Source organism: Rhodococcus sp. R1101 (genome assembly GCF_000278445.1).
GTDB classification, from domain to species: domain Bacteria; phylum Actinomycetota; class Actinomycetes; order Mycobacteriales; family Mycobacteriaceae; genus Rhodococcus; species Rhodococcus gordoniae.
This window is the reverse complement of record NZ_AJVB01000315.1, coordinates 1-4,383: the sequence shown is the minus strand read 5'-3', so window position 1 is coordinate 4,383 and position 4,383 is coordinate 1. Positions and strand designations below refer to the sequence as shown.

The following is a 4,383-nucleotide window of genomic DNA, read 5'->3' as shown; positions in this document are numbered from 1 at the left end:
TGGCCGAAACCCGTGCAGCAGCCGCGTCCCCCGATCTTCCTCGGAGCCGGTTCCACCGACCGCAACTTCGATTGGATCGTCCGCCACGCCGACGGGTGGATCACCACCCCCACTGAGGACAATGTCGTCGACAACGTCGCGCGCCTCCACAAGGCGTGGGCCGATGCCGGGCGCAGCGGGACCCCGGATGTCCTGGCCTTGGCCGGTCGCTACGACGCCGAGCAATCGAGACTGTGGGCCGATGCCGGTGTCACCGAAGTGATCTTCGGACTGCCCGACCGCTCCGAAGAGGACGTCGTCGCGTACATCGACCGGCTCGCTTCGAAACTCGACCACTGATCACCGACCGGAACGGATCCCCATGAGCACCGATCTTCACCCCGTCCCCGCCGACACCGTCACCACCTGGAACCACGAAGCCGACGTCGTCGTCGCCGGTTACGGCATCGCCGGTGTCTCGGCGTCCATCGAGGCCGCCCGCGCGGGTGCCGAGGTGCTCGTCCTCGAGCGGACCGGCGGATGGGGCGGCGCGGCCTCGCTGTCCGGGGGGATCATCTACCTCGGCGGTGGCACCCCGCTGCAGAAGGCACTCGGATTCGAGGACACTCCCGAGAACATGAAGGCGTTCATGATCGCCGCTCTCGGCCCGGGGGCCGACGAAGCGAAGATCACCGAGTACTGCGAGGGCAGCGTCGAGCACTACGAGTGGCTCGTGGACAATGGCGTGGTATTCAAGGAGAGCTTCTGGGGCGAACCGGGCTGGGAGATCCCCGGCGACGACGGCCTGATGTACTCCGGCGGCGAGAACTCCGCACCCTTCAACGAGATCGCGACGCCCGCTCCGCGCGGCCACGTCCCCCAGATGGCCGACAAGCGCACCGGTGAGAAGGGCGGTGGGTTCATGCTCATGCAGCCGCTGTCGAAGGTCGCCGAAAGCCTCGGTGTGCGTTCCGAATACGACGTGCGGGTCCAGCGGTTGATCGTCGACGGCGACGGACGCGTCGTCGGCCTGGCGACCAAGCAGTACGGCAAGGACGTCCACATCCGCGCCCGCCGAGGCGTCGTCCTCGCGACCGGCAGTTTCGCGTACAACAAGGAGATGGTCGCCTCCTACGCGCCCCAGCTGACGGGACGACCGGGCGCGGCGATCGAGGAACACGACGGGCGCGCGATCCGCATGGCGCAGGCACTCGGCGCCGACCTCGCGCACATGGATGCCACCGAGGTCGCCTTCTTCGGCGACCCGCAGTTGATGGCGCGGGGCATCCTCGTCAACGGCCGCGGTCAGCGTTACGTCCCCGAGGACACCTATCCGGGCCGCATCGGTCAGCTCACGTTGCTCAGGAACGACAACCAGGCGTACCTGATCATCGACGAGCAGGCGTACGAGGAAGGTTGTGCGGCAAAGAGTTCGACGCCCTTCTTCCGGTTCCGGCCGAAGTGGGTCGCGGAGACCGTGGCCGAGCTCGAATCCGACATGGAGCTGCCGGCCGGAACGCTGCAGGCGACCGTCGAGGTGTACAACCGGCACGCGGCGAACGGCAGCGATCCGGTGCTGGGCAAGAAGAGCGAATGGGCCAAGCCGATCGGCAGCCCGATCGCCGCACTCGATCTCCGTAACTGCACCGCAGGTTTCACGCTCGGTGGCCTGCGCACCTCGGTCGACTCGGAGGTGCTGCACGTCTCCGGCGACCCGATCCCCGGCCTGTTCGCCGCGGGTCGCTGCACGTCGGGTGTGTGCGCGTGGGGATATGCGAGCGGCACGTCGCTGGGAGACGGAAGTTTCTTCGGTCGTCGCGCCGGCCTGTCGGCTGCGAAAGACTGACAGCCGGAACGGTTCCGGTGGCCACGGCCACCGGAACCACCCATCGGGTCAGAACACGCGATCCAGGTCGCGCGAGACGATCTGATCGGCGCCGTACTCGGCGAGCGCCGCGATCGTCATCGACGGATTGCACGCCCCGGTCGATCCCGGAATCTTCGCGCCGTCCACCACATACAGGCCGGGCTGGCCGTGCACGCGACCGGCGTCGTCGCACACCGCCCCGAACGGCGCACCCCCGAGCGGATGGAAGGTGTTGATGTCGACGGCGTTGACGTCGATGACGATCGAGGCCGGTCCCGCGATCCGCCGGATGCGGGCCTCGATCGCGCGGGTGAGTTCCCGGTCGTAGGCCTGATCCCAGTTCAGGACCGCATCGTCGCGGCCGGCGTCGTAGTGCCAGACTCCTCGGCCGTCGACGATCCCCAGACCGATCATCGTGGTCGTTCCCACATCGACGGGGAACGGCACCGGCCCGGTGACGATCATCAACGGTCCGGCGGGATCGGTGTAGTCGCGCATACCCACACAGGCGGGCCCGCCCTGATGGTCGCCGGGGCTGACGAGCGGACTCGTCACGGCGAACACCCGGTCGCCGTTGTTGCCCCATCCCGTTCCGACGCCGTCGGGAAGATCGGGGACGAACCCCTTCGCCTTCGCCTTCACGAGGAGACGGGTTGTGCCGGCCGATCCGGCACCGAGGAACAGCGACTGTGCGAGGATCCGCTTACGTTCGAGAATCGTTCCGTCCGTGTGGATCCGGTCGACGTGCACGATCCAGGTGCCGTCCGGAGCGCGCTCGATGTCGCCGACCCGGTGCAGCGGCGCGACCGTGACGAGCCCCGTGCGTTCCGCTTCGGCGAGATAGGTGACGTCGACCGAGAACTTACCGCCGTTGTTGACTCCGTAGATGACGTCGCCCGTCGTGTAGGACGGTTTCAGTTCCCCGGTCAGCTCCCGTCGCGCGAAGTCCCAGTCGATGCACATCGGCACCCTGAACGTGTCGTAGCCCTCCGAGCCTGCACGGTCCAGGAACTGGCGTGAGGACCGGTACCGATCGTGGTCGAGCAGATCGTCCGGGATGGTCGCGACCTGCAGCATCCGCGCCACCCGCCGGTAGTGGTCGGAGGCCAGCAGGTCGTAGTCGATACGCGAGGACACCGAATCGGAGAATCGCTGCCCGTCGGGCTGCACGGTCATGCCGTGATAGGCCAGCGAACTCCCGCCGACCCCCGCGCCGCACATGACGTCCATGCCGTTCCCGGAACCCGTTCGATGAGCCCGGTGAACGGTTCGGTCGGGATCGGCGGAGTACCGGTCATCACCGGGGCGGACGACAACCACGACATCCGCCGGTCCGGTTGCAGCATGTGAGGGAACGTCTCGGCATTCGGTCCCGTGGGCCAGCGGATGCCCCGTTCGAGGACCAGGGTCTGCACACCGGCCCGGCCGAGATGCAACGCGGTGATCGCACCGCCGAATCCGCTGCCGACGACGACCGCCCGATGGCGCTCCTCGGTGACCTCGGCGCGTGCGCGTGGGATCGGGGACAACGACAACGCGGCAACGGCCGCACCGCCGACGACGGTTCCCCGCAGGAAGGTACGGCGGGACAGCGCAATATTCACGAAGGGCTCTCCTGGAGCGTGGTCAGACAACCGTGAGCGGGAGTGGGATTCCCCGATCTTCGAAGACGAAGGACGAACCCGTGCTGAAGCGCGTGATGGCGACCTCGTCGCACTCGTTCGCCGGGGATTCGGCACGGAACACCTCGACGACGAGAGCCTCTTCGGTCGCGGAGACCAGGCGGGTGGTGAAGTGCGGGTCCACACCGCGCACCAGAGCGTCGAGCGGACCGAGGTGTTCGGGGTCGATCAAGGTGGGCCAGGACCCGTCGTCGAAGGCGCCACCTCGCCGGTTGATCCGGAGACCCAGCGCGTCGTCGTCGAAACAGATCACCCGATCGACATACCGGTCCGGTGCCAGCATCGGGTGTACGTCGAGCACCGCGGACAGGCCGGCGAACGAGCGCGGCAATCCCAGCGCGGAACGGATGCGCTCGGACGTGATGCCGGCGATACCCGTGAGCTGCTTGCGGGTCAGCTCGATCGCGGACTGCTCGTCGGTTCGCTTGCGCACACTCATGAGGAAGCCCAGAGCGAGCAGGTGATGCTGCAGGCACACCTCCTCGGCGATGCGTACCAGGGCCGACTTCGAGAACTCGTCGAACCGGAGGTCTGCGAGGAGGGGACCCGAATAGTCGTGTCTCCCTTCGCCGTCGCGGTCGATCGGGCTCAGCTCGAGTGCCACGGCCGCGGACCGGCCGAGCGCTTCGGTGTGAGGTGCGACAGCCGGTGGTTCGTACGAGGGGTCGATGGTGACCGTCCACGCGCAGTGCGGGTGCCGATCGGCCGGCGCGCGGGGCGGCCGATGGATCGGCCGCACCCGGGCGTGCGGATTGGTGGCGAGCGCGGTGGCGTCGAAGGTCGGGTCCTCGATGTCGTGGCACATCGCGGTCACGTAGGCGTCGCCGAGGGGCTCGACGTCCATCAGCGCCCCGC

3 protein-coding genes and 1 pseudogene are annotated in these 4,383 nt (G+C 67.9%); 2 read left to right on the top strand and 2 right to left on the bottom strand.

What is annotated here, in order from left to right:
* Together R1101_RS0116785 and R1101_RS0116780 are read left to right on the top strand one after the other, a co-directional pair.
* A partial coding sequence (locus tag R1101_RS0116785; protein ID WP_016934530.1) for an LLM class flavin-dependent oxidoreductase occupies positions 1–339 on the top strand: 339 nt, incomplete at its 5' end.
* A gap of 22 nt (positions 340–361) precedes the next feature.
* Positions 362–1,825: an FAD-dependent oxidoreductase gene (locus R1101_RS0116780; RefSeq protein ID WP_016934529.1), complete on the top strand. Its 1,464-nt coding sequence runs from the start codon at positions 362–364 to the stop codon at positions 1,823–1,825.
* 48 nt (positions 1,826–1,873) lie between these two features.
* On the opposite strand, the pseudogene R1101_RS27155 reads toward R1101_RS0116780, so the two are convergent.
* Positions 1,874–3,450 (bottom strand): annotated as a pseudogene (locus tag R1101_RS27155) (GMC oxidoreductase).
* A 22-nt stretch (positions 3,451–3,472) separates the two neighbouring features.
* The coding region (locus R1101_RS0116770) for a hypothetical protein (protein ID WP_026003377.1) at positions 3,473–4,383 on the bottom strand (911 nt) is incomplete at its 5' end.